Origin of the sequence: Rhodococcus sp. IEGM 1241, from assembly GCF_033142365.1 — a bacterium.
Classification (GTDB): Bacteria; Actinomycetota; Actinomycetes; order Mycobacteriales; family Mycobacteriaceae; genus Rhodococcus_F; species Rhodococcus_F erythropolis.
In genome coordinates, this window is sequence record NZ_JAWLSE010000001.1 from 981,748 (window position 1) to 1,007,687 (window position 25,940).

Consider the following 25,940-nt stretch of genomic DNA (forward strand, 5'->3'; position numbering starts at 1 on the left):
TTTCGCGTGCGGGCCATGCTCATTCGCGCACTGACACTCTCGACAGCGAAGGTTTTCTCCATGTTCTCCAAAGTGCTTGTCGCCAACCGGGGCGAAATCGCCATTCGTGCGTTCCGCGCGGCCTACGAACTGGGTGCCGGAACCGTGGCCGTGTTTCCGTACGAGGATCGAAACTCGATCCACCGCACCAAGGCCGACGAGAGTTACCAGATCGGGGAGGTCGGGCACCCCGTCCGTGCATATCTTTCGGTGCCCGAGATCATCGCTGCGGCCCAGAAGGCCGGCGCCGACGCGATCTATCCCGGGTACGGATTCCTCTCGGAGAACCCTGAATTGGCGGGAGCATGCGCGGACGCCGGAATCACCTTCGTCGGCCCGTCGGCCGAAGTGCTGGAGCTGACGGGAAACAAGGCGCGCGCTATCGCGGCTGCGCGGGCAGCAGGGCTTCCCGTTCTGGAGTCGTCCGAACCGTCCACTGACATCGAAGCACTGATAAGCGCGTCGGAGTCCATGGAGTTTCCGCTTTTCGTCAAGGCAGTCGCCGGAGGCGGCGGACGGGGGATGCGACGTGTTGCGGAGCGGGGCCAACTGAGAGAATCGATCGAAGCCGCTGCGCGAGAGGCTGAGTCAGCCTTCGGTGATGCGACGGTATTCCTGGAGCAGGCGGTGGTCGACCCACGCCATATCGAAGTGCAGATCCTCGCAGACGGTGAAGGAAACGTCATTCACCTCTTCGAACGAGACTGCAGTGTGCAACGACGCCATCAGAAGGTTGTGGAACTTGCGCCCGCTCCGAACCTTCCAGCCGGACTGCGGGAGAAGATCTGTGCCGACGCGGTGGCGTTTGCGAAGGCTATCAACTATTCGTGTGCCGGCACTGTCGAGTTTTTGCTCGATACCCGAGGCAATCACGTGTTCATCGAGATGAACCCGCGAATTCAGGTGGAGCACACCGTCACCGAGGAGGTGACCGACGTCGACCTGGTTCAGGCTCAACTACGGATTGCCTCTGGTGAATCGTTGTCCGACTTGGGTCTTCGCCAGGAATCGATTGTTCTGCGCGGAGCCGCACTGCAACTGCGCATCACCACCGAGGATCCGTCCAACGGATTCCGTCCGGATACCGGGCGCATCACGGCCTACCGAACCCCGGGCGGTGCGGGTGTTCGCCTGGATGGCGGGGCTACCCTCGGGGCAGAGGTCGGTGCCCATTTCGATTCCATGCTGGTGAAGCTGACCTGCCGTGGACGCGACCTGCCCACCGCGATTTCGCGGGCAAGGCGCGCGGTCACCGAATTCCGAATCCGAGGGGTTTCCACCAACATTCCCTTTCTGCAGGCAGTGCTCGACGACGCCGACTTCCGGGCGGGGGAGGTGACGACGTCGTTCATAGAGGAGCGTCCGGGACTGCTCACGTCGAGGGCGTCTGCCGATCGTGGCACCAGAATCCTCACGTATCTTGCCGATGTGACGGTCAATCGCCCACATGGGGAGCGGAAGTCGGCTGTCTACCCGCACGACAAGCTGCCGAAGATCGACGTGACTGCTCCACCGAAGGATGGTTCCAAGCAGCGGCTGATGAACTTGGGACCGGCCGGATTTGCCGCGGCCCTGCGTGAGCAGAAGGCTGTGGCCGTCACTGATACGACCTTCCGAGATGCACATCAGTCGTTGCTCGCCACCAGGGTTCGTACCAGCGGTCTGCTGGCGGTGGCCGGTCACGTCTCCCGTATGACTCCGGAACTGTTGTCGCTCGAGGCGTGGGGCGGAGCGACTTACGACGTTGCTCTGCGTTTCCTGAAGGAAGATCCGTGGGAGAGGTTGGCGGCACTGCGAGAGGCCGTACCGAACATCTGCCTGCAGATGCTTCTGCGTGGACGCAACACTGTGGGGTACACGCCCTATCCGGTGCAGGTGACCACCGCGTTCGTCCGCGAAGCAGCACGAACTGGGATCGACATATTCCGAATCTTCGACGCTCTCAACAACGTCGATCAGATGCGGCCGGCGATCGATGCAGTACGTGACACCGGTACGACGGTTGCGGAGGTGGCACTGAGTTACACCGGCGATCTGTCTGATCCGGCGGAGACGCTGTACACACTGGACTACTACCTGCGGTTGGCGGAGCAGATCGTCGATGCCGGGGCACACGTCCTGGCGATCAAGGACATGGCCGGACTGCTTCGTGCTCCTGCCGCCGCGACACTTGTCTCTGCATTGCGTCGCAGTTTCGATCTCCCCGTCCACGTGCACACCCACGACACTCCCGGCGGTCAGTTGGCTACGTACCTGGCAGCGTGGCAGGCCGGAGCCGATGCAGTGGACGGTGCGGCTGCCCCGATGGCGGGGACCACCAGCCAGCCTGCACTCTCGGCGATCGTTGCGGCGGCTGCACATTCGGAGTTCGATACAGGTCTCGACCTTCGGTCGGTGTGCGATCTCGAACCGTACTGGGAGGCGCTGCGGAAGGTCTACGCACCGTTCGAGTCGGGCGTGCCCGCACCCACTGGCCGCGTCTACACCCATGAGATTCCGGGTGGTCAGCTCTCGAATCTCCGTACACAGGCGGCCGCCTTGGGTCTCGGCGACCGCTTCGAGGACGTCGAAGTGAACTATGCAGCGGCGGATCGGATGCTCGGACGGTTGGTGAAGGTGACGCCGTCGTCCAAGGTAGTCGGTGATCTTGCACTTCATCTGGTGGGCGCAGGCGTAAGTTCCGACGAATTCGCCTCGGATCCAGCCAAGTTCGATCTACCGGAATCGGTGATCAGCTTCTTGCGCGGTGATCTGGGTACACCGCCGGCCGGCTGGCCGGAGCCGTTCCGCACTAAGGCGTTGGAGGGGCGTGGACAGGCGAAACCTGAAGTGCCACTGTCGGAAGATGACACTAAAGCGTTGAGCGGTGATGGCTCGAAGGTGCGCTCTACGCTCAATCGGTTGCTGTTCCCCGGCCCGACCAAAGAGTTTCTCGATCATCAGGAACAGTACGGAGATACGTCGAGGTTGTCGGCGAACCAATTCTTCTACGGTCTGCGCCGTGGCGACGAGCATCGAGTTCAGCTCGAGCAGGGCGTCGAGCTGATCATCGGACTCGAAGCGATCTCGGAACCGGATGCGCGCGGATTCCGAACGGTGATGTGCATCCTGAACGGTCAATTGCGGCCGGTGTCGGTGCGAGACAGAAGCATCGCGGATACTGTTCCGGTGGCCGAGAAGGCTGACCGCAGCATTCCTGGGCAGGTACCGGCACCGTTCGCCGGTGTGGTCACGCTCACTGTCGTGCAGGGGCAGAGCGTCGAGGCCGGAGACACTGTCGCGACGATCGAAGCGATGAAGATGGAGGCGGCGATCACCGCCCCGTGCGCGGGTATGGTTGCCCGACTGGCGATCAGCGAAGTCCAGCAGGTCGAGGGCAGTGATCTGCTTCTCGTGATCGAGTAGTGGCAGATCGGGTGCAGGGTTCGCACTATCTGCAACTTTGCATCGGTTGTTCGCAAAGATACTCGAGTGCAATGTGTTTCATTTGTTCCTTCCCGGCAATAGCGTCATAGTCATGACTGAAACGCACGAAGACATCTCGATCATCCGTCGTGGCGAGACGCTTGACGTCGTGTTCAACCGGCCGGAAAAGCGCAACGCACTGACCCCGCAGATGTACGACGCCATTGCCGGAGCCTGCCGGAGCGCCGACTCCGACCGCGAGATCCGGTTACTCACTCTCCGCGGGGCGGGGGGAGAGGCGTTCTCGGCGGGTTCCGACATACGCCACTTTCAGACCTTCTCGAGCTTTCACGACGGGCTCGATTACGAAAGACGGTTCGTCGGCGTGCTGACCGAGCTCGAGAAAGTTCGGGTTCCGACGATTGCGGTGATCGACGGTGTGTGCGCGGGGGCAGGGCTGTTGCTGTCGGCGGCGTGCGATGTGCGGATAGCGACGCACGGGTCCCGCTTCTGCCTTCCGATCGCGCGCACCCTCGGAAACTCGTTGTCGACCCATTCCGTGGCGTTGCTGGCGGACAGGATCGGCAGTTCGCGCCTGATGTCGTTGGTGGCTCGGGCGCGGGTCATGTCGAGTGACGAGGCTCTGCGGAACGGCTTCCTCAGCGACAGTGCGCCGGAGAGTGAGTTCGCGGACCTGACTGCTCAGGTATCGCGGGAACTGCTTGCTGCTGCTCCGATGACGGTCTGGACGATTCGAGAGTCACTGCGACGCATCAGGACCCGGGCGCTCGATGGCAACGACGATCTGATGAGCATGATCTACAGCAGTGGCGACTTCAAAGCCGGCGTCGACGGTTTCCTTCGCGGTGAGCGACCGGTCTGGGCCGGGGTGTAATTCTGTGGTCGGAGCAGAGGCTTGCGTTGGAGCGCGCTCTAACCCTTAGCGTTCCCGACCATGACAACAAAGACCTGGATCATCACTGGAGTTTCTCGAGGCTTCGGCCGCGAACTAGCACTGTCCGCACTTCGATCAGGGGACGCGGTGGTCGCGGCAGTTCGTCGCCCTGAAGCCGTTGCAGATATTGCGTCGGAGCATCCGGATCGGTTCTCGACTGTGACGTTCGACGTCCGGGATACCGAAGCAGCTCCGGGGGTAGTCGAACACGCGCTCGAGCGTTTCGGTCGCGTCGACGTGCTGGTCAACAATGCCGGTCGTGGGATGGTCGGCGCGGCGGAGTTGGTCGACGATTCGACCTTGCGGGATCTCATGGAACTGCACCTGATCGGACCCGCCGCGTTGGTTCGCGCCGCCCTCCCTTCGATGCGAGTGCAGGGAAGTGGGACGATCGTGCAGATGAGCAGCCAAGGCGGCCGGATGTCGTTTCCCGGGGTCGGGGCGTATTCGGCGTCGAAGTTCGCGCTCGAGGGTTGGTCGGAGGCTCTCGCCGGTGAGGTCGGGCAGTTCGGCATCCGAGTGATGATCGTCGAGCCCAGCAGATTCCGCACGGCATTCAACACCCCCGGCGTTCTGAGTTTCGCCGAATCATCATCGGACTACCGTGAAGTGCTCGATCCCGTTCTGCGTGACATGGCGGCGGCAGACGGTGTTCAGGAGGGCGATCCGGAGAAAGCAGCGGCAATCATCAATGCGCTGGTGCACAGTGAGAACGTGCCACTTCGTCTGCCACTCGGAAAGGAAGCCGTGGAGCGGATATCCGCGTCGTATCGGAAGAATCTCGCCGAGGTATCCGTCTGGGCCGACCTCGCTCGCAGCGCCGATTTCGCGGATGCTGCCGGACCTGTCCGCCCGTTCTAGGCTGGGAGTCATGGCTACCGAAGACTTGATGCGTAAGGCGCTCGAGGCCCTTGGGGAAGTGGACGGGCCCATGTCGATCGAGGTCATTCACCGGCTCGTCGATGCAGGGGACGTCGAAGATCCGATGTCGATCGCCGAAGTGTCGGACCTACTGGATGTTTCGGCACATACCCTGCGCTACTACGAGAAGATCGGCTTGGTTGCGGTGGATCGTGATTCGAGCGGACATCGTGTGTACGGCCCGGAATCTATTCGCAGGCTGGTGTTTCTGACCCGCATGCGTATCTCGGGCATGGCGATTCGCGACTTGCAGCACTACGTCGAACTGGTCGACGCCGGTGAAGGGACAGTTCCGGAGAGGCTCGACATGCTGCTCGAGCACCGGGACACCGTTCGTCGGCAGATCAAGGAGCTCACGTTGTCTTTGGCTGCGACGGAGTACAAGATTGCGACGTACGGCGGGCGGACCGGGGAGCAGGAGTAGCGCGGGCTACTTCTTGTCCTGCGTTCGATCCAACCCGCCTTCCATGGATAGCGCCAACTGCTCGAGTGCCGCGAGAATTTTTCCGCGGTCCCGTCCGAGTTTGGTGAATAATTCACCGTGAGCGGCGAGTTCGCGAGGAAAGACGTCATCGACGACAGCGTTTCCCTGGATCGTCATCGTGATCAGTGCAGATCGCCTGTCTTCGGGATTTCTCGTGCGGGAGACAAGGCCTCGCTTCTCCAATCGTGCGAGTGCCTTGCTGACTCCGGCCCGAGACATACCGAGGCGTTCGGCGAGACGAATCGCGGTGACCGGTTCCTCGGCGTATCGAAGCGGCACAAGCAGTTCGACTTCCGAAACGGTGAGGTCCGCGGATCGGTACACCGGTTCGACGGCGAGTTCGAGAAGCGCCGTGATCCGCTTGAGTTGCGCGACAACTTCCATGGGCGACGTGTCGAGGTCAGGATTGTTTTCGGCCCAAAGGTTGCACGTACGGGAGCGGAGTGTTGGTTCGTTCACGATTCCTCAGTTTTGTTAACTGGTAAACAAATTTGCTAGATTGCCAGAATAGCTCACCGTCTGGGGTGGGACGAACTGCGGGACTGGGGGAGTGCATGAGGTTCGATGTGGTGATTGTCGGTGGCGGTGCGGCGGGGTTGAGTGCCGCGCTTGTTCTGGCTCGGGCTCGGCGGCGAGTGATGATCGTCGATGCTGGTAACCCGCGCAATGGTGTCTCCGAGCACCTGCACGGGTACCTGACGCGGGACGGTGAGAGTCCGACGCAATTACTTGCGGCCGGACGCAAGGAGGTTCTCGAGTACGGCGGCGAAATGACGACTGGCACCGCAATCGGAATCGAGCAAACGGAGGACGGTGGATTTCTTGTGCAAACCGACGCGACTGCGTCGCTGGAGGCACGGACTGTTCTGGTGGCGACGGGGTTACGTGACGAGCTGCCGAACATCGCTGGGCTGCAGGATCGCTGGGGAGTCGACGTTTTGCATTGTCCCTACTGTCACGGGTACGAGGTTCGTGATACGCCGATCGGTGTACTCGGTGGTGACAACAGACCCTTCACGATTCATCAGGCGTCGTTGGTGCGCCAATGGTCGGACGATGTTGTCTTCTTTCCGAATCGCATCGAGCTGACCGGCACCGAGCGGGATCGGCTGACTGTCAGCGGGATTCGCATCGTAGAAGGCGACGTGGCCGGGGTCTCGGTGGCAGACGGTCGATTGGACGGCGTCGAGCTGGCCTCCGGTCAGGTTGTTCCGCGGAGTGTGGTGTTTGTCGGTCCACGGTTTGTTCCTCGCGACGCTTTGCTGACTGACCTGGGATGTGACGCTGACGAAAATGGTTGGGTGGTAACTGATCCTGCGGGAAGTACCAGCACGCCTGGTGTGTGGGCCGCCGGGAACGTGTCGGACTCGCCTGCACAGTTGATCACCGCCGCCGCCGCTGGGTCGAAGGCTGCGATTGCACTGAATCACTATCTGCTCGAGCAGGATATCGTGCGAGCGGGCGCGACCGCGACCGAACTTCAGCCAAGTGTCACCGGAAGCAGCCCTCGCGGGGTCTCCTGAGCGATCTGTTCCAGCGCAGACTCCAACGTCGGAAATTGATACTGGAAGCCGCTGTCCGCGAGCACCCCTGGTGAAACCCAGCGGCTCTTGAGTACCAACTCGGCCTCGGTGCGGATGATCCGAGCGCCGAATTCCAGCATCCAACCGGGCGTGGGCACACCGTACCGTCGACCCAACCCTGCGCGCACCTGTCGCATCATGTCGGTGTTGGTTACCGGATACGGGGATGCGATATTGACGGGGCCTGAGATCTCCGGATGCTCGTAGATGTGGATGATCGAGCGAACGACATCGGAAATGTGTATCCAGCTGAACATTTGTCGTCCGTCGCCCATTCGTCCGCCGAAGCCCGTTCGGGCCAGGTTGACGAAAGGGTTGATTGCTCCGCCGCCGGCTCCGAGAACGATCGACATTCGTAGCGCTACTTTTCGAACCGGGGTTGGGGCGGAGAACAATTCGTGCTCCCACGCTCGCGCGACAGCGACGGAGAATCCCTTACCCAGTTCGCCGTTCTTCTCGTCCATCAGTCGATCCCGCGCGTCTCGGTAGATCGTGCCGGTACTGGCATTCGCCCAGAGCGAAGGTGGCTGCGGCGTACGGGCCAGTGCGCGACCCAACAGTGCGGTCGTTTCCACGCGGGAGGAGAAGATTTCGTCGGCATTGCGCTTGTTGTATCGGCAGCTCACAGAGCGTCCGGCGAGGTTGATCAGCAGATCCGCGCCGCTGAGTACGTCGGCAACACCTTGCTCGTCGGACCAGGTGGCATCGCTCGTTCCTCCCCGGCCGATCGTTCGTACGTCCACCCCGTTGGGTTCGAGCGCTCGAACGAGAGATTGCCCTATGTAGCCCGACGCGCCGGATACAACGACAGTCTTCATGATTTTGTGTTCCCCTCTGGAGAAACGACTTTGGTCATCAGGGCGGCGACGTCACCGACCAGGCCGCGGGCCACCGGTAGCCGGGCGAGGGCGAGTGTTTTCGCGATGATCGGGACCAGTCCGTCGACCAGGGAACGAGTGCGCGTTTGCCCCGGAGACGAGTCGGTGACCCAATGCAGCGTCACGCCCAGATAGCTGAGCCACAAGAGTGTGGGGAGCTGGGTCTCCAATGACGCCGGCGTCTTCTGCTTGGACGCCGCCAGTGCTTCGCGCATCAATTCGACGGCCATCGATCTCGCATCGCTCGACTCGGCCGAGAACGGGCTGGACGGCGATGCGGTTGGTAGGGCAACGTGCAGAAACGCGCCACCGAACCCGTGATATGGCCCCATGACATCGAGTCCGGTGTGCAGAACGGTCGCGAGATTTTCCGCGAGTGAGCCACCTTGCCGCAGGAGTGGAAGCGCACGCTCTCGGTGATCACGTTGGATGACGAGATACAGCTCGTGAACCAGTTCGTCCTTGCTGGCGAAGTAGTAGTAGGCATTCCCGAGGGAGACCTCCGCTTCGGTCGCGATCTTGCGCATGGTCGTCGCTGCGAAGCCTTCGTCGCGGAAGAGCCGCAAAGCTGTTGCCACCAGCTTTTCCCTGGTTTCGATCCCGCGACTGCTCATGGGGTCCCTTCCTTTGAACGTGTTCAAGTTCAGCATACGCCCAGAAGTTGAACACGTTCAAGAGACGATCTGTTGCGCGGAATATAATAAGCGCGCATACTAAATTCATGATTGAACTTGCGATCGGTTCGCCAGGCGGTCGGCGATGAACGCCTGGTTGGGGGTTGTCTCTGCCGAACATGTGCGTCACGCAGTGGATCTTGGGATCGCGCAGATCGGGCACGGGAAGAGGTTCGGATTGGCGCGGATGAAGGCGGGCGATGTGCTTGTCTACTATTCGCCGGTCAAGTCCATTGGTGATCGAGATCCGTTGCGCGAGTTCACAGCCCTCGGTGTGATCGAAGAGGGTGAGATCTGGCAGGCGGACGAGGGGTGCTTCAAGCCGTTTCGGCGTCGAGTGCGATACGAGCAGTTCACGCCCGTTCCTCTCGGCGACGTACGGAGTCGATTGGCATTGACCTCGACACCGAACTGGGGGTATCAGCTCCGCCGAGGCTTGATTCCGTTGGATGGCAACGACGTCGAGATTCTGCGCTCGGCAACGAGCTGACACACTGACGCTGTGGCGAAGAAGCTGGAAACCGACTTCGAGGATGCGGGCGACAGTCCGGGTCTGATGTTGTGGCGTGTCACCAATGCTTGGCAGGCCTCGATTCGCGCGGCGCTGCGGCCCTTCGACCTGACTCACGTGCAGTTCGTTCTGCTCGCCGCTCTGACCTGGCTGGACGCGGAAACGCCGATAATTCAACGCGATCTTGCCGAGTATGCGCGCACCGATCCGATGATGACGTCACAGGTGATACGGACCCTCGAATCCAAAGGGTTTGTCGAACGACGTCCACACCCGACCGATGCCCGGGCACGCTCACTGGCGGTGACCCAGACGGGTGCGGCCCTGGCAGGCAAGGCGAATCGCTCGGTGGAAGCGTCGGACCGGGAATTCTTTGCCGCTCTCGGGGATCGTCAGGCGGCCTTCGTTGCGATGCTCGGCGTGCTCGACCGAAAGTAGCGACCCCTAGTTTTCTGAGGACTACTCTGAAGTGTGCTGCAGCAGTGCATATTTGGCTTCCAGCCCGTCCAACAGGGATTCCAGCGCGAGTTCGAAACTGGCACCGTCGATTTCCGCAGCACGCTCGCGTAGCAGGTGTGCTCGCGTGAGGTGCGGGTAACGCTCGGCGTAGATCGCCGGATCGTCCACGAATCCGCCGGAGAACGTCGCTGTCGCAGCACCCATGACCACGTACTTGACGGAAGCGCCGATCAGCGTTGCCGTGCGCTGCGGCCATCCGGCCCGCACCAGGCCGCCATGGATGGCGTTGGCGCGGTCAAGGGCGATGGGCCTGACGCTCGGACCGTAGGCCAAGTAGGGAACGATGTTGGGATGCTTGCCCAGGGCCGCATGGTAGGACCGCGCCCACGTGCGCAGCGCACCGCGCCAATCGTCTGAGTCGAAGCCGCTCACGTCGACGGACTCCATGATGACGTTCGCGACGTCGTCGAGCAATTCGTCCTTGTTGGCGTAATGGCTGTACAGCGACGGTGCCTGCACGCCGAGGACAGTGGCGAGTTTGCGCATCGAGAAGTCGGTCAAACCGTGCTCGTCCACCAGTTTCAGGGCGGTGTCCCTGATGATCGGCTTGCTCAGTAGTGGAACCCGCGGTCGCGCCATCGCACAGAAACCTTTCGTCTGAGTACTGGACAACCTTACACTGTGAGTTTATTATCCAATTAACCTAACAGTGTTCGGGAACGTGGAGGATCAGATGACACGGGTGTTCGAGAACAAGTCAGATCTCCTGGGGGCGGTCGGTGAAACGCTGGGCTCGAGCGAGTGGGTCGAGGTCACCCGCGAGATGGTCCATCAATTCGCCGACGCGACCGGTGATCATCAGTGGATCCACGTCGACGACGAAAGGGCAAGGCGTGAATCACCTTTCGGTGGTCCGATTGCCCACGGGTATCTGACCCTCTCGCTCCTGCCGCTTCTGTCGAAGTCCGTGTACCGCATCGACGGGGCGAAGATGGTCATCAACTACGGGTCCGACAAGGTTCGATTCCCGAGTCCGGTGCCGGTCGGAGCCATGGTTCGAAACACTGCAGTGCTCTCCGCGATCGAAGAGTTGCCGAACGGTTCGCTGCAGAGTCAGATCACCAACACCGTCGAGATCGAAGGCGTGGACAAGCCCGCCGTTGTTGCGCAGACCGTCGCACGAATCTTTTTCTGAATTCCTGACATAAGAAAGCAGACTCCACATGAATCTCGAATTGACCGGTGAGGAAGTTGCGTTCCGCGAGGAGATGCGAAGGTTCTTCACCACGGAATTTTCGCCCGAACTTCGTGCACGTGCAGCAGGATTCGGAAAGCTGACGCGTGAAGATATCGTTTCGGGCCAACAGATTCTGAACGCTCACGGACTGGCGGTTCCGCACTGGCCGGTCGAATGGGGCGGCAAGGACTGGACTCCGGTACAGCGCCACATCTATTCCGAGGAAATGCAGTTGGCGTCGGTACCCAACCCGTTGCCGTTCAACGTGAGCATGGTTGGGCCCGTTATCGCGGCCTTCGGCTCGCAGGAGCAGAAGGAGAAGTTTCTCCCGGCGACGGCCAACGCCGATATCTGGTGGTGCCAGGGTTTTTCGGAACCAGAAGCAGGCTCGGATCTCGCTTCACTCAAGACGGCCGCTGTCCGTGACGGCGCGGATTACATCGTCAACGGTCAGAAGACGTGGACTACTCTCGCGCAGCACGCCGAGTGGATCTTCTGTCTGGTGCGGACAGATGCCAGTGCCCAGAAGCGTCAGGCAGGAATTTCGTTCCTGCTCATCGATCTGGCGACTCCGGGCATCACGGTTCGTCCCATCAAACTGATCGACGGCAGCGTCGAGGTCAACGAAGTGTTCTTCGACAACGTCCGCGTACCTGCGGAAAATCTTGTCGGCGAGGAGAACAAGGGCTGGGACTACGCCAAGTTCCTGCTCGGCAACGAACGCACGGGGGTCACACGGGTCGGGTTCTCCAAAACCCTTGTCGCCACGGCAAAAGAGAAGGCGCGGGAGGTTCGCGTCGGAACGGGCACCCTCCTCGAGGATCCGTTGTTCGCGGCTCGATTGGCCGAGTTGGAAAACGAATTGCTTGCACTGGATCTGACTCAACTGCGAGTTGTGGCGAGTTCGGCAGACGGAAAGCCGAATCCGGCGTCCTCGCTGCTCAAACTCCGCGGCTCCGAATTGCAGCAGGCGGCAACGGAATTGCTGATGGACGTTGCCGGGCCGGACTCACTGCCGGTAGATATCGCCGACATCGACTCGCCGGAGTGGGCGCAGCAGGCGGCGCCGCGCTACTTGAACTACCGGAAGGTTTCCATCTACAGCGGATCAAGTGAGGTGCAGCGCTCCATCATTGCCTCCTCGATCCTCGGATTGTGAGCATCTGACATGAATTTCGAACTCGACGACGAACAGACGATGCTTCGCGACACAACACGCGAATTACTCAGCCGCAGCTACGACGCGGAGAAGCGCAACGCCACCTCGGCCACCGACGAGGGATGGACTGCCTCGGTGTGGAAGCAGTTCGCAGAGCTCGGGCTGCTCGGCCTACCATTCGCGGAGGCCGATGGCGGGATGGGCGCTGGGCCGGTCGAGACCATGGTGGTGATGACCGAACTGGGCCGCGCGCTTGCACCCGAGCCGTATTTGGGTGGTGTTCTGATCCCCGGCGGTTTGATTGCTGCGATCGGTTCGGCAGATCAGCGGGCGCGACTCCTGCCGGTGCTCAGCGACGGAACCACTTTGTCGGCCTTTGCCCATCCGGAACCTGGCACGCGCTGGCCGGTCGCCACTGTCACGACCGCGGCCTCGCAGGCGGGATCGGGGTGGACGATCACCGGCGTCAAGAACCCGGTCCTGCAGGGCGACAGCGCGCACGTCGTGATCGTCAGCGCCGCACTTCCAGGCGGCGGCACCGGGCTCTTCCTGGTGGATGCAGAAGGTGCGGGTGTCACCCGGACTGCGTACGCCACCCACGACGGCCGTCGCGGTGCGCAGTTCACGTTCACCGATGCCGCGGCCGAACAACTTGGTGAGGGCGGCGATGTCACGGCGGCGATCGTCGAAGCAGAGGTCCGGGCGCAGGCAGCTCTGTGTGCCGAGGCCATCGGAATCATGGCCGAGGCGCTCCGACTGACGACGGATTATCTGAAGCAGCGCAAGCAGTTCGGTGTTCCGCTCGCGAAGTTCCAGACGCTGACGCATCGTGCGGCCGACATGTACGTCGCTCTCGAACTGGCGAGCAGCATGAGTCTGTACGCCACCATGGCCATCGCCGACGGGGTGATCGATCCGACCATCGCGTCGCGAGCGAAGCTGGCTGTCGGTCGCGCTGCGCATCAGATCGGTCAGGAAGCAATTCAGATGCACGGTGGTATCGGAATGACGGCCGAGTATCCGGTCGGGCACTACGTCTCGCGGCTGGTGGCCATCGAACACACTCTGGGCGCTTCGGACGATCACCTCAGGGTGCTGGCCGGCGGCGTCTCGAACTATTCGATGGTGAACGTCACCGAGTAGATCGGTGGGTGAAGATAACGGGAGGTCATGCGCAGGTCGCGTGGCCTCCCTTGTCTGTGCGGGGGCCGGCCCGCGGTATTCGAGGTCGAGTAAAATCCCTGTGATCAGTCCGAGAAGAGAAAGGGATCGAAGTGACCGCGCATACCGAGCAGCTCGAGTTCCAAGCAGAAACACGTCAGCTGCTGGATCTGATGGTTCATTCAATCTATACGAACAAGGACAGCTTCCTTCGTGAGTTGATCTCCAACGCTTCGGACGCGCTGGACAAACTCCGCCTCGAGTCGTACCAGGACAAAGACCTCGACGTCGACGTCTCCGATCTGCATATCGAGATCGACATCGACAAGGCGGCACGCACCCTGACCATCCGCGACAACGGCATCGGAATGTCGCGTGACGAGGTCGTCGACCTGATCGGCACGCTCGCCAAGTCCGGCACCGCCGAGGTGCGTCGTAAGCTCAAGGAAGCCAAGGATGCAGCGGCATCCGAAGAACTGATCGGTCAGTTCGGCATCGGCTTCTACTCCACGTTCATGGTGGCGGACAAGGTCACGTTGCTGACCCGTCGCGCCGGTGAAGATCACGCGACGCGCTGGGAGTCGACCGGCGAAGGCACGTACACGCTCGAGCATGTGAACGAGGCGCCGCAGGGCAGCTCCGTGACCCTGCACCTGATGCCCGAGGATTCCGAGAACGGCCTGCACGACTACACGTCGGAATGGAAGATCAAGGAACTGGTCAAGAAGTACTCCGACTTCATCGCGTGGCCCATCCGCATGGATGTCGCTCGTACGTCGACGCCGGCGGAGGGCGAAGAGCCCGAGGTCACCATCGAGACCGAGACGATCAACTCGATGAAGGCTCTGTGGACTCGCTCCAAGGACGAGGTGTCCGAGGACGAGTACAAGGAGTTCTACAAGCACGTCAGCCACGCCTGGGACGAGCCTCTCGAGGTCATCCCGATGAAGGCCGAAGGTACTTTCGAATACCAAGCGCTGCTGTTCATTCCGTCGACGGCGCCGTTCGATCTGTTCATGCGTGAGCGCAAGGCCGGCATCCACCTCTACGTCAAGCGCGTCTTCATCATGGACGACTGCGAAGAGTTGGTGCCCGATTACCTGCGCTTCGTCAAGGGTGTGGTCGACGCACAAGACCTCTCGCTCAACGTCTCTCGTGAAATTCTGCAGCAGGACCGGCAGATCGCTGCCATCCGTCGTCGTCTGACCAAGAAGGTCCTCTCGACCATCAAGGACATGAAGGCGAACGAGCCCGAGAAGTACTCGACCTTCTGGACGGAGTTCGGGCGCGCGCTCAAGGAAGGCCTGATGGCCGATGTCGACAACCGTAAGACCTTGCTCGACGTCTCGTCCTTCGCCTCGACCAACAGCGAAGAGGGCGTGACCACTCTCGCGGAGTACGTGGAGCGAATGAAGGACGGTCAGGAACAGATCTACTTCATGACCGGCGAATCTCGTCACCTCATCGAAAGCTCCCCGCACATGGAGGCTTTCAAGGCCAAGGGCCTCGAGGTTCTGGTTCTCACCGACCCCGTGGACGAGATGTGGGTCGACGCCGTCTCGGACTTCGACGGCAAGACCTTCCAGTCGATCGCCAAGGGCGAGGTCGACCTCGACACCGAGGACGAGAAGAAGGCGGCCGAGGCCGAGCGCGAAGAGAAGGAGAAGGAATTCGGCGAGTTGCTGACGTGGCTGACCGAAACCCTGTCCGACGACATCAAGGAAACGCGTCTGTCGACGCGACTGACCACGTCGGCCGCCTGCATCGTCGGCGACGCGTTCAGCATGTCTCCGACGCTCGAGAAGATGTACAAGGCTTCGGGTCAGCCTGTTCCGCACAGCAAGCGCATCCTCGAGCTCAACCCGGAGCACCCTCTTGTTTCGGGGCTGCGGGAGGCGCAGGCCGCCAACGACAATGCGGAGAACCTGACGGAGACGGCTCAGTTGCTCTACGGCATGGCGTTGCTTGCCGAGGGCGGCGAGCTCAGCGATCCGGCGCACTTCACGCGTCTGCTGGCCGATCGTTTGGCCCGCACGGTCTGATCTCGCGCAGTCCTATTTCGTCGTAGCTCGCTCGTACTCCCGGCACTCACCTTCATGGGTGGGTGCCGGGAGTTTTTTCTTGATCGTTTTCTATTGAGGACCGTTTCTGTCCGCAATGACTTCTAACGTAGTTCTCACAGACAAGAACCCACGAGCGAAGGAAAACATCATGAACGCACCGACTGCCACCGTCACCGGCGAGCGCGCGGATCTCCTCCAGAGCCTGCGTCAGCATCGCGAATTCCTGCTCTTCACCGTCAAGAACCTCACCGACGACCAGGCTGCTTCGAGGCCGACCGTGAGCGAACTGTGCCTCGGCGGATTGGTCAAGCATGTAGGTCAGGCAGAAAAGGGTTGGGTCGACTTCATTCTGCAAGGGCCGGCCGGACTTGGTGGTGACTTCGACCCGACCCAGTGGTCGGAAGAGATGCAGCAGGAACGGGCGAACGAATTTGCCATGGTCGAGGGTGAGACCTTGGCAAGCATCGTGTCCGAATACGAGGGGATCGCGGCGAGGACCGACGAGTTGGTGGCCTCGCTGGACAGCCTCGACATCTCGCATCCACTGCCGTCGGCGCCGTGGTTCGAAGTGGGAGCTCGCTGGTCAGCGCGGCGCGCACTGCTGCACATCATCGCCGAGACGGCCCAGCATGCGGGCCACGCGGACATGCTTCGTGAAGCCGTCGACGGATCCAAGACGATGGGTTGATCGACAGCTCGATCAACCGGGATGTTTACACATCACACAAATATGTAACACTAGTGTCTATGAGCACCGAAAAGTCTGCCTTGCAACCGCCGATGCAGTGGGACGCCTGGGGCGATCCGGCCAAGAAGCGTGAACTGTCGGACGCAGTCACATCACTGTTGACCGGATTTCTCGGTGTCTCCGCACCGACGCGATCGCGCCTCGCGATCGAAGACGTCCAGGTGGTTCCGTCCGCTATGGCTCAGTCGCACGTCGAAGCGCTGGCCGGGATGGTCGGGGCGGAGTACGTCAGCACCAAGGATTCGGATCGAATCCTTCGGGCCGGTGGCAAGAGCACCCCGGATCTGCTCCGCCGTCGTAGCGCCGAGCCGCAGGACGCACCGGACGTAGTCGTCACTCCAGGGACAGACGCAGAGGTCGAACAGGTTCTCCGATACTGCTCTGCCAACCGGATCGCAGTGGTCCCGTTCGGTGGTGGCACCAGCGTCGTCGGCGGGCTCGATCCCATTCGTGACGGGTTCGACGCAGTTCTATCTCTCGATCTGCGCAGGTTCGATCAGCTCGTCGGGTTGGACGAGGAATCGGGTATCGCGACGTTCGGCGGCGGAACCACCGGTCCACGCGCCGAGGAGCTTCTGCGTGAGCACGGCTTCTCGGTGGGGCACTTCCCGCAGAGCTTCCTGTTCGCCACTCTGGGCGGGTTCGCCGCCACCCGTTCTTCGGGGCAGGCGTCGGCTGGATACGGGCGCTTCGAGGACATGGTTCAGGGCCTCACCGTTGTCACCCCGAGTGGCGTGATCGAGACCGGGCGTGCGCCGGCATCCGCTGCAGGCCCCGATCTGGGTGAGCTTTTTGTCGGCTCCGAGGGCACGTTCGGCGTCATCACGCACGTGCGTGTAAGGGTTCACCGCCTGCCCGAAACCACCGTGCGCGAGGGATGGAGCTTCCCCGACTTCGCTACCGGCGCAGCCGCATTGCGTGAGCTGGTTCAGGAAGGATCGGCTCCGACCGTCCTGCGGTTGTCCGACGAGGCCGAGAGTGGCGTGAATCTGGCGACCACCGACAAGATCGGTGAGAATGCCTTCACCGGTGGTTGCCTCGGCATTACCACCTACGAGGGCACGGCTTCGCACACCGCTGAACGGATGGCGGAGGCCCGCGCAATTCTCACCGCTCACGGTGGAACTTCGCTCGGTGAGGAGCCCGGAAACAGTTGGGAGCACGGGCGATTCGATGCACCGTATCTGCGTGACGCTCTCCTCGATGTCGGTGCGCTGTGTGAAACCCTCGAGACGGCAACCACCTGGGGCAACCTCGCGAACCTGCGCTCCTCGGTCACCGAGGCACTGACGAAGGCTCTCGTCGAGCAGGGTACTCAGCCGCTCGTCATGTGCCACATTTCGCACACCTACAAGACCGGCGCTTCGCTGTACTTCACAGTGGTCAGCGCGCAGACCGAAGACCCGATCGCTCAGTGGCACAAGGCGAAGACTGCCGCGGGCGATGCGATCATTTCGGCCGGCGGCACGATCACCCATCATCATGCAGTCGGCGCTGATCATCGCCCGTGGATGAAGGACGAGATCGGCGAATTGGGCGCGAATATCCTTCGCGCAGTGAAGAATGCAGTGGACCCTGCCGGCATCCTCAATCCTGGAAAGCTGATTCCGTGACCGAAACCCGCAGTCAGATCGAGAAGGTTACCGTCCTGATCAATCCGATGGCGGGACATGGTCACGCGCCTGCGGCAGGACGCAAAGGTGTTGCGCGGCTGCGCGCTCGGGGCGTTGCCGTCACCGAGATCATCGGAACCGACGCCGACGACGCCAAGAAGTTGGCGCGTCGTGCGATCGAGGAAGGTACCGACGCACTCGTGGTTGTCGGCGGCGACGGTGCCATCAGTATCGGACTGCAGGCCGCCGCGTTGACCGACACACCCATCGGGCTCATCCCGGCAGGCACCGGCAACGATCACGCCCGTGAGTTCGGGATTCCCACAGGCGATCCCGAAGCAGCAGCCGATGTGATCGCAGATGGTGTCGTGCAGCAGTCAGATCTGGCGAAGATCACGCTGGCCGACGGTTCCGTCGTCTGGTCGGGAACTATCATCGCCAGTGGATTCGACTCGCTGGTCAGCGAGCGGGCCAATCGGATGTCCTGGCCCAAGGGGCCGATGCGCTACAACCTGGCGATGCTTGCCGAGTTGGCGAAGATGAAGCCGTTGCCGTACCGGATCGAACTCGACGACGAGGTCATCACGGTGGACGCGACGCTGGTCGCAGTCGGTAACGGGCGTTCGTACGGTGGCGGCATGCTCATCACCCCGGGCGCGTCGAAGTCGGATGGGTTGCTGGATCTGACCGTCGTCGGGCATGGTTCGAGGTTGCGTCTGGTGCGCCTGTTTCCGCGGGTGTACAAGGGAACTCACGTCTCCTTGGATGCGGTGCAGACCTACCGATCGAAGAAGGTGCGGTTGGTTTCCGAAGGCATCATCGCTTACGCGGACGGTGATCGGGTGGGGCCGTTGCCCATCACGATCGAAGCAGTTCCCATGGCGCTCAACATCTTGACGCAGACTCGGATCTGAGTCGGTTCTGTCGGTCACGCGCAGGTATGGGGCACACCTCCGTCGAACCGCGAGGCCAACTGAACAGCATTGAGGCCGACCAAGGCTGGTCTGGTGCCCAACGAATTTCGTTCCGCACCAGACCAGTCCGCCAGACCACACCCATACTGAGGGTGTGAGAACATGTTTCAGTCGGCGCTTGCCGACTCCAGACTTCCCCACCCGGCGCCTTCACTGGATGCTGTGTTGAGGCCGAACAAACCGATGGTGATGAGACCGGCGATCAGCGCCGCTACATTTGAAAAGTAGTCAGACGACATCGTATTGCACCTCAGCCTTTCTTAGGATAGCGCGGGGATCAACTCAGCGATTGGCCCCAACGAGCCCATCCATGAGTCGAATACCACCGCAAGGAGGTCGAGAACTACTGCCTGCAAAGACATTGCGCGGTTGTTCCTTTCACTGGGGGATGAACCCGAACGATAGGTTCAGAGGGGTCCGGATCAGAAGATCGAACATCATAGGGAGCATCTGCGTCACCGTCTGGCCCAACGATGACGTGGCCTCGGCAATAGATCCCATCACTGCGCTCCGCTCGAATAATTGTTGGACGACATCGCGTTCAGGCCGTCGATCGAACCGCCCAGCACGGGTGCTACCCCGGAAATGAAAGCACCCATCAGGGCGACGAATACTGCAAGCATTCAAAGGTCCTTTACGAGACGGTGAAATGGAAGTTGTATGCCGACAGCCATATCAAGTGCTTGTGAGCAAGGAAGGTCGAGGTGCCGATGTGGGTGGTGCCCGCATTGGACCAGGGGTTAGCGCTCGTGACGGTTGTCGGCGGAGTCGTAGTTGGTAGGGTGGCAGTGTTGAGCGTCAGTTCGACGTATCCACCGTTGTTGACAACGACATCGGACAAGCTCGAATTCGCATTGACACAGTACTTTCCGTTGGCGTCGGTCGCCGTGGATGTGCCGGTAAAGACCGGTACGGTCGGGGTTGCCGACGTCGGGTCATACAAGTTACCGGTGATCGTGACACCCGCGACTCCGGTGGAGCCGGAGCCTGAGGGCGGAGCCGAGTTCGAATTCCAGGTCCCTTTATAGACGTTGCCGCACAGTTGGTAGTTGGTTGTGGGTACCGAGTTTGCCGCTGCTGCGGATGCGGGCCCTGCGAATGCGAGGGTGGCGACTGAAGCCAGTGCTGCGGCCCCGAGTCCGATCTGCTTGATTTTCATACTGATTGATTCCTCACTGGTGAGATCTCGTGCGTATGTACATTTCCTCTGCCTGCCTGCCTGCCTGCCTGCCTGCCTGCCTGTCTGCCTGCCTGCGTGCGGGTCGGGTCGATGTCGTGACCTCAGTTGCACCCCTCAGCGCGTCTGAATCAGGCCATGAATTCGATAGGCCCGATTTGTGACAAGCAAGACGATAACCCGAAAAACTGAAACCTGTATCTGTTTTTTAGATTCGTCTTTTCGAGCTGGATGCTGCCGATTTGCCGCTCGACGGAAACGTGAAGGATTGCCAAAGATAGGCCGTTTGGACGAGCCTCGAACTGGAAGCCATATGGCAAACGTGATGAAATATCACCTATGTGAACAGGGATGTAATTCTCTGTTGGGCGCCCGTGTCGAGTTCGACGTCCAGAATCGACTGTAAGGTTTGCCTCCTGCGGAAAATTCTGTGAGCAGCATCGAATCATTGAAAATTGTTCAAGAGAACTGTTAGAAGACGCTTGAAGTATATGTAGGTATGGAGTTTCAGTATTTGGAGATTGGGCGAAAAGTCGTGGGCGGACCTGTCGGCCAGAAGCCTTCTGAGAATTCCGTGTCAGCTCTGAGAACTTAAACATCAAGGTTTGCTTCGTTCCGGAAATTTCCCGCATATCACTAACGCTTTTGACGGGTAATGGTATATCGATTCTTAATACTTTTGGAGGATGTGAAGAAAGTTTGGTTGCAACTTTTGGTGGGGTCAGCCCATTCCGCAGTGAATTTGCGGCAGCGATCGAGGATGCCCTGGAAGATGGGATGAAGCGCACAGCGGTTGCGCTGCCATTTATCTGGCGTGGTGCAGACGTGCCGATCGAAGAACATTCGAAGTTCCCACGGCGCTCAACATCTTGACGCACACTCGGATCTGAGTCGGTTCTGCCGGGCACTAGGTAGCAGTGGTGTAAGACTTCTCGGATGAACGAATCGAGGAAGTCGGTGCACCGCCGCACTGCGTGGACGTCGGAGCGGTGGCAGCTCACCACCGACATCCCCTTGACCGCTGCGGCCTGCCTGTTCTTGGTGGCGTACGCGTACCAAGTCCTGGCGCAACCGACTGGCTTCCCGCATCGCCTGACCGAATGGATCATGTGGGCCGCGTGGTTCGTATTTGCCGTCGACTACGCAGTTCGCCTGTGGTTGGCTCCTGCACGCGGTCGCTGGTTCGTCAGGCATCTCTTGGATTTGGCGATGGTGGTGCTACCCATGCTGCGTCCCTTGCGCCTCCTTCGATTGGTCACCCTGCTTGCAATAGTCCACCGCTCGAGCGGGCAAAGCTTGCGTGGACGAGTGGTTGTTTACGCCACCGGGGCTACGGCCTTGCTGATCGGTGTCGCGGCACTGGCCATGCTCGACGCCGAGCGGCACGCTGAGGGCGCCGCCATCACGTCGTACGGGACGGCGTTGTGGTGGGCGATGGAGACGGTTACGACCGTCGGTTACGGAGACATGGCTCCTGTCACTACAACCGGGCGCCTGATCGCCGGAGCGTTGATGATCGGCGGAATTGCATTGCTGGGCATCGTGACTGCCACACTCGCTTCCTGGTTGGTCGAGCGAGTGGCGGAACAGGACGAGGCAGGGCAGGCCGCGACGCGTAAGCAGGTGGCAGATCTGTCCGTGGAGGTCCGAGCTTTGGCCACCCGCACGCACCGAGTCGATCTCGCGTCCGTCGATACCGATTCGCTGCGTCGCGAACTGGCGTCGAGGGGAGTCGTGGCGCAGCATGCACCTTCGGACAATTGACCCGCAGTACAGCAAACAATAGAACGATGGTCTGATAATCTTGCGTGATGGTGGCGACCCATGAATTCCAGCGCGCGCGCAGGCCCGAGCAGATCGAAGCACGTCGGTGCGCGATTCTCGACGCAGCTCGCGCGATGCTCGGGTCCAAGCCAGTCGCAGACATCAGTCTGCGTGAGCTCAGTGAGAGTGTCGGCCTCGCGAAGTCGAACGTGCTCCGGTACTTCGACAGTCGCGAGGCTATCTTTCTCGAAGTGCTCGACGAGAACTGGGTAGCGTGGCTGGACGGGTTGTCCGAGTCGTTGACTTCGACCGGTGGCGACTCACCGTTTGCCGCTGAAATTCATGTGGCATCCGCGGTTGCGGAATCGCTTGTCTCACAGCGATTACTGTGCGAGTTGATGAGTGTCATGGCCGGTGTCCTCGAAAGAAACATCTCCGTCGACTTCGCCCGTGACTTCAAGAAGCGGGCGACGGTCAACTCGGGAAGGTTTGCGTCGCTGGTTCATTCGCAACTGCCCCATCTCTCGGAGGGCGACGCCGCTCAATTCGCCAAGGTAACCCTGGTGATCGTTGCCGGCTTGTGGCCGACTGCCGAGCCGACTGAATCCATGGTCGTCGTACTGAACGAGATGCAGGCGCCCCCGGCCTCCGACATGTTCGCAGTCGGCCTGCGTGAAGGTCTGGTCAACCAGCTCGTCGGGTTGTCGGCGCGAGCGGCAACCCGAACGAGCTGAGAACGATCAGGCGCTGTGCAGCGTCAGAACGGTTATCTCGCTCGGTGCGAACACCCTGAAGGGTGGACCCCAGAATCCGGTTCCCCGGCTGGTGTACAGCTGCGTACGTTCTCCGTGCCTGGTAAGCCCGTGCACCGACGGTTGATCGAGTTTCACCAGAAAGTTGAAGGGCCAGATCTGTCCGCCGTGGGTATGACCGGCGAGCTGCAGATCCACTCCCGCGGAAGCGGACTGAGTAACCTGCTTCGGTTGGTGGGCGAGCATCAGGATCGGCAATTCGGGGTCGGAGCCGGCCAGGGCCATGTCGAAGTTCGCGCCGTGCCCGTCCAGTTTCGATCCCAACGCTGTCGCATCGTCGACTCCGGCGATGACCAGTCTGTCTCCGCCCTTGGTGACGACGAGGTGGCGGTTGTGCAGCGCGTCCCAGCCGATCGAGGTCATGTAGTCGAGCCACTCCTGAGCCTCGTGGAAGTACTCGTGATTGCCGGTCACGTAGACGCGAGCGAGCCCGGCTTCGACCGATGCGAGGGGGGTCGCTTGGCCGAGGCGCTGCTCTACCGTTCCGTCGGCGATGTCACCGACGTGGGCCACGATGTCGGCGTCGAGATCGTTGACTGCCGCGATCACGCGCTCGGACCACTTCTCGCGATTGATCGGCCCGAAGTGAGTGTCGGTGATCGCGACTACCCGAAGTTTGTCCATCCCCGCACCAAGGCGGGGGATGGTGACGTCGACCTGCTTGATCCGTGGCAGTCTCATGGCTTCCCGGTAGCCCCAGATCAGCAGAAGGGCCGAGATGATCAGTGCGGCAACGGCGACGATTCTCGATCGAAGCGGGTCATCCACGCCGCCGACGAGCAGTCCGAGCCTCAGAACTTCGCCGAGCAGGGTCCACACGAACACGACCCAGATGATTCCGAGGAGTGCGTCGCCGATCAGGCGAACTGGATCGCGGTCGGTGTGTCCGTGGCTGAGCACCATGCTCGCAGGCAGGGCGATCAAGAGGGCGGCAAACAGAACGGTGCCGAAAACTGCCACCGCCGTCGGCCAGTCCGGCCGGATGAACAAGCTCCACCATGGGTACACGAACAACAGAGCCAAGATCGACGCGACAATCGCGGATATGGCAACGATCCGCAACGGTCTGCGGCGCGGAACTCGAGCGACGTCGGTCGCCTGGGGTGTAGTCACCCCGTCCAGAGTAAAGGTCCACTGGTCTATTAACAAGGGGACAGTGGTCCGCTATCGGGATGTCGGTGTTCTCGGATAGGTTTCCGAACGTTGAAACTCGGCCAGTGATCAGGTGGGTGGCGCATGGAGAAGTACGACGTCAAGAAGGCATACAAGGATCTCTACTCGCCTGGGCGCCGCGATTTTGCCCTCGTGACCGTTCCCCGCTTCGGCTACTTCGGCGTCGACGGTCACGGCGACCCCAACACTGCCACCGAGTACTCCGAGGCGCTCGAAGCGCTGTATTCGGTGTCCTACTCGGCAAAATTCGCGAGCAAGAAGGAATTGGATCGCGACTTCGTCGTTGGCCCGCTGGAAGGGTTGTGGCGGGCAGATGACCCCGAGGTGTTCGTGACACGGGACAAGGCGTCGTGGGATTGGACGATGATGATCTCGCAACCGGAGTGGATCACGGCGGCCGAACTGTCTGCGGCGATTGCAGCAGTCCGAGCCAAAGCCGTCCGGGCCAAGAAGAACGTGGCCGCTCTGGACAAGGTCAGGTTCCTCGAATTGGAGGAGGGCCTGTCCGTCCAGATTCTTCACGTCGGCTCGTACGACGACGAAGCTCCCACCCTGGACCGGCTGCACAACACGTTCATCCCGTCGAACGGCCTGAGCTTCAACGGCGATCATCACGAGATCTATCTCAGCGACGCTCGCCGTACACCGCCCGAGAAACTGAAGACGGTTCTGCGTCAGCCTGTTTCGAGGTCGTGACGCGTTCGAGGCGGTGGTTACGGCTCGAGGCCGCGCAACTTCTCGAGGTCACGTCGCTCGCGCTTGGTCGGTCTGCCGGCGCCGCGATCACGTCGCGGAATGGACGCAATCAGTTCGGGCGGTGGTGGGGGCGGCGAATTGTCCTGCAGGCAATCGGCGGCCAGCACCGCGCTGACTCGCTTCGTGATCGGCTTGACCACGACGACAATGCGTTCGATGCCGGATACACGCACCCGCACCTCGTCGCCGGCTTTCACCTGCTGAGCCGCCTTTGCCGACGTTCCATTGACCCGAACGTGTCCCGATCGGCAGGCCGTCGCCGCCTGCGAGCGTGTCTTGAACAGCCGAACCGCCCACGTCCAGCTGTCCACGCGGACACTGATCGCGTCGGAGGGGAGTTGGGCTGGCACGCACTCCAGCCTACCGACGAGTGCTCACAGACCCTGCGCGCGGATGCCCGAGTAGGCGCGCGGCGCATACCGCAGTCGTAGCGGCAGCAGATGCCAGAACCGATCTGTCAATGTCAGGAAGCGGGCGAACCAGAAGTACATCCGTTCGTCGCGCGGCGTCCATTCCCATTCAAGGGTCTTGCGTGCCTTCTCCGGCATCAGTGCCTTGCCGATCCAGTTCGCCACGGCCATCGTGGGGCGAGAGCTAAGACGCCACAGCCACGTCGGAACCTTCGGAGCCGGTGCGATGTCGTGCTCGGCGATGCGCGTCGACCATTTTGTGGTGTGGGTGTTGATCAGGTGGTTGTCGAGCATGTCTTCCCAATACGTGCGGAAGCTGGCGTAGTCGTCGAAAGCCGGTCGATCGGTGAGTCCGTAACAGCGCCACCAGGTTACGGCCTCACGGACAAGTTGGTCCTTCTGCTCCTGCGTGAACTTCTTGTACGCGAATCGCTCGTTGAAATCGAGAATCACCTCGAAGAACGTGACGTGTGTCCACCAGAAAGTGTCAGGAGTGAGGGCGTGGTAGCGCCCGCCGGTTTCGTCGATTCCTTTGAGATCGGTGTGGAAGTTGCGAACGAGCGTGCCTGTGCCCTCTTCGGTCCGGTCGTACACGACGCCGTAGATGGGCGGCAGTGAGCGGAACAGGCGGTCGAGCGGGTTGTCGAAGAAATTCGAATGATCTTGCAGCGCTCCACTTACCGCGGGGTGCATGTTCTGCAGGGTGCCTGCGCGTCCGAGATACAGCAGACCGCGAATATCGCCGAAGTGTTTCCACGTCAGGGAACCGGGGCCGATCGGATCGGCTCGCAGTTCTCGGGACTTGGGTAGTTCCCGGGGCTTCGGCCGACGAGTACCGGTGTCTGCATCGCTGCTCATCTGGGTGACCCCTCCGCCTGCGTTCATGTGACAACGGTTGTTGTCACATGATGACTTTTGCCGCGCTACACGAATTTGTCAATCGATTCGACAAGATCTGTCCGAAAAACAACTCCGGCCCCTCAC

General features: G+C 61.1%; 27 protein-coding genes. 17 read left to right on the forward strand and 10 right to left on the reverse strand.

Translation table 11 applies throughout. The features are described 5' to 3' along the window. The first annotated feature begins 60 nt into the window (after positions 1 to 60). From R4P70_RS04725 to R4P70_RS04740, 4 genes are all read left to right on the forward strand, one after another. On the forward strand, positions 61 to 3,444 hold the full coding sequence (locus R4P70_RS04725) for a pyruvate carboxylase (protein WP_317559359.1): 3,384 nt from the start codon (positions 61 to 63) through the stop codon (positions 3,442 to 3,444). A 112-nt stretch (positions 3,445 to 3,556) separates the two neighbouring features. Further along, positions 3,557 to 4,339, forward strand: coding sequence for an enoyl-CoA hydratase (locus R4P70_RS04730; RefSeq protein WP_283384102.1), 783 nt, complete (start codon positions 3,557 to 3,559; stop codon positions 4,337 to 4,339). 60 nt (positions 4,340 to 4,399) lie between these two features. Next, on the forward strand, positions 4,400 to 5,260 hold the full coding sequence (locus R4P70_RS04735; RefSeq protein ID WP_235170281.1) for an SDR family NAD(P)-dependent oxidoreductase: 861 nt from the start codon (positions 4,400 to 4,402) through the stop codon (positions 5,258 to 5,260). Between the two features lie 10 nt (positions 5,261 to 5,270). Continuing rightward, on the forward strand, positions 5,271 to 5,744 hold the full coding sequence (locus R4P70_RS04740; protein ID WP_283384101.1) for a MerR family transcriptional regulator: 474 nt from the start codon (positions 5,271 to 5,273) through the stop codon (positions 5,742 to 5,744). A gap of 6 nt (positions 5,745 to 5,750) precedes the next feature. On the opposite strand, the gene R4P70_RS04745 is transcribed toward R4P70_RS04740, so the two are convergent. Next, positions 5,751 to 6,263 carry a MarR family winged helix-turn-helix transcriptional regulator gene (locus R4P70_RS04745; RefSeq protein ID WP_182261484.1) on the reverse strand — a complete coding sequence of 171 codons (513 nt, stop codon included), beginning with the start codon at positions 6,261 to 6,263 and terminating at the stop codon, positions 5,751 to 5,753. A 95-nt stretch (positions 6,264 to 6,358) separates the two neighbouring features. Between R4P70_RS04745 and R4P70_RS04750 the strand changes: the two genes are divergently transcribed. Further along, positions 6,359 to 7,327 carry an NAD(P)/FAD-dependent oxidoreductase gene (locus tag R4P70_RS04750; RefSeq protein ID WP_283384099.1) on the forward strand — a complete coding sequence of 323 codons (969 nt, stop codon included), beginning with the start codon at positions 6,359 to 6,361 and terminating at the stop codon, positions 7,325 to 7,327. Here R4P70_RS04750 and R4P70_RS04755 read toward each other — a convergent pair. Together R4P70_RS04755 and R4P70_RS04760 are read right to left on the reverse strand one after the other, a co-directional pair. Further along, positions 7,285 to 8,205, reverse strand: a complete 921-nt coding sequence (locus tag R4P70_RS04755) for a TIGR01777 family oxidoreductase (protein WP_283384098.1) — start codon at positions 8,203 to 8,205, stop codon at positions 7,285 to 7,287. The two genes, R4P70_RS04750 and R4P70_RS04755, sit on opposite strands and share 43 nt — an antisense overlap. Further along, positions 8,202 to 8,879: a TetR family transcriptional regulator gene (locus tag R4P70_RS04760; RefSeq protein ID WP_279164263.1), complete on the reverse strand. Its 678-nt coding sequence runs from the start codon at positions 8,877 to 8,879 to the stop codon at positions 8,202 to 8,204. Before R4P70_RS04760 ends, R4P70_RS04755 begins: the two co-directional genes overlap by 4 nt. 145 nt (positions 8,880 to 9,024) lie before the next feature. Between R4P70_RS04760 and R4P70_RS04765 the strand changes: the two genes are divergently transcribed. Together R4P70_RS04765 and R4P70_RS04770 are read left to right on the forward strand one after the other, a co-directional pair. Further along, positions 9,025 to 9,429 (forward strand): EVE domain-containing protein, encoded by a 405-nt coding sequence (locus R4P70_RS04765; RefSeq protein ID WP_279164264.1) that lies wholly within the window; start codon positions 9,025 to 9,027, stop codon positions 9,427 to 9,429. 12 nt (positions 9,430 to 9,441) lie between these two features. Further along, positions 9,442 to 9,888 carry a MarR family winged helix-turn-helix transcriptional regulator gene (locus tag R4P70_RS04770; RefSeq protein WP_283384097.1) on the forward strand — a complete coding sequence of 149 codons (447 nt, stop codon included), beginning with the start codon at positions 9,442 to 9,444 and terminating at the stop codon, positions 9,886 to 9,888. 21 nt (positions 9,889 to 9,909) lie between these two features. Here R4P70_RS04770 and R4P70_RS04775 read toward each other — a convergent pair whose 3' ends face one another. After that, positions 9,910 to 10,548, reverse strand: a complete 639-nt coding sequence (locus tag R4P70_RS04775) for a TetR/AcrR family transcriptional regulator (protein ID WP_214883112.1) — start codon at positions 10,546 to 10,548, stop codon at positions 9,910 to 9,912. A gap of 94 nt (positions 10,549 to 10,642) precedes the next feature. Between R4P70_RS04775 and R4P70_RS04780 the strand changes: the two genes are divergently transcribed. From R4P70_RS04780 to R4P70_RS04810, 7 genes are all read left to right on the forward strand, one after another. Beyond that, the gene (locus R4P70_RS04780; protein WP_283384096.1) at positions 10,643 to 11,104 is read left to right on the forward strand and encodes a MaoC family dehydratase; all 462 of its coding nucleotides are present in this window, start codon (positions 10,643 to 10,645) and stop codon (positions 11,102 to 11,104) included. Between the two features lie 28 nt (positions 11,105 to 11,132). Further along, entirely contained in the window at positions 11,133 to 12,305 is a 1,173-nt protein-coding gene (locus R4P70_RS04785) for an acyl-CoA dehydrogenase family protein (protein WP_124567787.1), read from the forward strand. Positions 12,306 to 12,314: 9 nt separating this feature from the next. Beyond that, positions 12,315 to 13,448 carry an acyl-CoA dehydrogenase family protein gene (locus R4P70_RS04790; protein ID WP_020970752.1) on the forward strand — a complete coding sequence of 378 codons (1,134 nt, stop codon included), beginning with the start codon at positions 12,315 to 12,317 and terminating at the stop codon, positions 13,446 to 13,448. 131 nt (positions 13,449 to 13,579) lie between these two features. Next, complete coding sequence (gene htpG, locus R4P70_RS04795) at positions 13,580 to 15,508, forward strand: molecular chaperone HtpG (protein ID WP_095968529.1); 1,929 nt, start codon at positions 13,580 to 13,582, stop codon at positions 15,506 to 15,508. Between the two features lie 169 nt (positions 15,509 to 15,677). Beyond that, entirely contained in the window at positions 15,678 to 16,217 is a 540-nt protein-coding gene (locus R4P70_RS04800) for a DinB family protein (RefSeq protein ID WP_317830463.1), read from the forward strand. A gap of 92 nt (positions 16,218 to 16,309) precedes the next feature. Further along, on the forward strand, positions 16,310 to 17,890 hold the full coding sequence (locus R4P70_RS04805) for an FAD-binding oxidoreductase (protein ID WP_133727401.1): 1,581 nt from the start codon (positions 16,310 to 16,312) through the stop codon (positions 17,888 to 17,890). Beyond that, positions 17,887 to 18,804 (forward strand): diacylglycerol kinase, encoded by a 918-nt coding sequence (locus tag R4P70_RS04810; RefSeq protein ID WP_095968531.1) that lies wholly within the window; start codon positions 17,887 to 17,889, stop codon positions 18,802 to 18,804. The genes R4P70_RS04805 and R4P70_RS04810 overlap by 4 nt, the downstream gene beginning before the upstream one ends. A gap of 167 nt (positions 18,805 to 18,971) precedes the next feature. Here the strand turns inward: R4P70_RS04810 and R4P70_RS04815 are convergent, their stop codons facing one another. The 3 genes from R4P70_RS04815 to R4P70_RS04825 all read right to left on the reverse strand — a co-directional run bounded on the left by R4P70_RS04815 (position 18,972) and on the right by R4P70_RS04825 (position 20,023). Beyond that, positions 18,972 to 19,103 (reverse strand): hypothetical protein, encoded by a 132-nt coding sequence (locus R4P70_RS04815; RefSeq protein ID WP_256063007.1) that lies wholly within the window; start codon positions 19,101 to 19,103, stop codon positions 18,972 to 18,974. Positions 19,104 to 19,364: 261 nt separating this feature from the next. Continuing rightward, complete coding sequence (locus R4P70_RS04820; protein ID WP_256063008.1) at positions 19,365 to 19,487, reverse strand: hypothetical protein; 123 nt, start codon at positions 19,485 to 19,487, stop codon at positions 19,365 to 19,367. An 11-nt stretch (positions 19,488 to 19,498) separates the two neighbouring features. Then, a complete protein-coding gene (locus tag R4P70_RS04825) occupies positions 19,499 to 20,023 on the reverse strand; it encodes a hypothetical protein (RefSeq protein WP_133727071.1) in 525 nt (174 codons plus the stop codon). Positions 20,024 to 20,977: 954 nt separating this feature from the next. On the opposite strand from R4P70_RS04825, the gene R4P70_RS04830 reads away from it, so the two are divergent. Continuing rightward, positions 20,978 to 21,805 (forward strand): potassium channel family protein, encoded by an 828-nt coding sequence (locus R4P70_RS04830; RefSeq protein WP_029256219.1) that lies wholly within the window; start codon positions 20,978 to 20,980, stop codon positions 21,803 to 21,805. 47 nt (positions 21,806 to 21,852) lie between these two features. Further along, complete coding sequence (locus R4P70_RS04835) at positions 21,853 to 22,539, forward strand: TetR/AcrR family transcriptional regulator (RefSeq protein ID WP_317830464.1); 687 nt, start codon at positions 21,853 to 21,855, stop codon at positions 22,537 to 22,539. Between the two features lie 6 nt (positions 22,540 to 22,545). Here R4P70_RS04835 and R4P70_RS04840 read toward each other — a convergent pair whose 3' ends face one another. Next, positions 22,546 to 23,730, reverse strand: coding sequence for a metallophosphoesterase (locus R4P70_RS04840; protein ID WP_020970747.1), 1,185 nt, complete (start codon positions 23,728 to 23,730; stop codon positions 22,546 to 22,548). 123 nt (positions 23,731 to 23,853) lie between these two features. Here R4P70_RS04840 and R4P70_RS04845 point away from each other — a divergent pair, with 123 nt between their 5' ends. After that, a complete protein-coding gene (locus R4P70_RS04845; protein ID WP_020909081.1) occupies positions 23,854 to 24,486 on the forward strand; it encodes a GyrI-like domain-containing protein in 633 nt (210 codons plus the stop codon). A 17-nt stretch (positions 24,487 to 24,503) separates the two neighbouring features. On the opposite strand, the gene R4P70_RS04850 is transcribed toward R4P70_RS04845, so the two are convergent. Further along, positions 24,504 to 24,896, reverse strand: coding sequence for an RNA-binding S4 domain-containing protein (locus R4P70_RS04850; protein ID WP_029256216.1), 393 nt, complete (start codon positions 24,894 to 24,896; stop codon positions 24,504 to 24,506). 24 nt (positions 24,897 to 24,920) lie between these two features. Further along, positions 24,921 to 25,841, reverse strand: a complete 921-nt coding sequence (locus R4P70_RS04855) for an oxygenase MpaB family protein (RefSeq protein WP_317830465.1) — start codon at positions 25,839 to 25,841, stop codon at positions 24,921 to 24,923. Between the last annotated feature and the right edge of the window lie 99 nt (positions 25,842 to 25,940).